1 protein-coding gene is annotated in these 295 nt (G+C 78.3%); it reads left to right on the top strand.

The window, feature by feature from the left end:
* A partial coding sequence (locus ABFX54_RS55800) for a hypothetical protein (protein WP_346115470.1) occupies positions 1 to 295 on the top strand: 295 nt, incomplete at both ends.

Below are 295 nucleotides of genomic sequence, written 5' to 3'. Positions count from 1 at the left end.
CCGACTGGAGATCCCCGCCCCCCCCCACCTGTCCGCCCCCGACCGCCGCGACCTCGACACCGTCACCCAGGCCGTGCTCGGGGCCGACCGCCGGCTGGGGGAGAAGCTCGGCGATCGGGTACGCATCCAGCGCGTCGCCTCCCGGCTGCCCGCGACGCTGCTGGCCGCGCACGATCAGCAGCGGGTCACCACGGCCGCCGTGCTCGCCGTCGCCGCCATCGGGCTCGTCCTGACCGCGACCGCCCTCGCCCTCGCCGGCCGGCTCAGCGCCGGTGTGCGCGGCGACGAGACCGCG

The sequence above is a fragment of the Nonomuraea maheshkhaliensis genome (assembly GCF_039529435.1).
Lineage (GTDB): Bacteria > Actinomycetota > Actinomycetes > Streptosporangiales > Streptosporangiaceae > Nonomuraea > Nonomuraea maheshkhaliensis.
The sequence above is the reverse complement of the archived record's forward strand: the minus strand, read 5'-3'. Positions and strand labels throughout refer to the sequence as shown.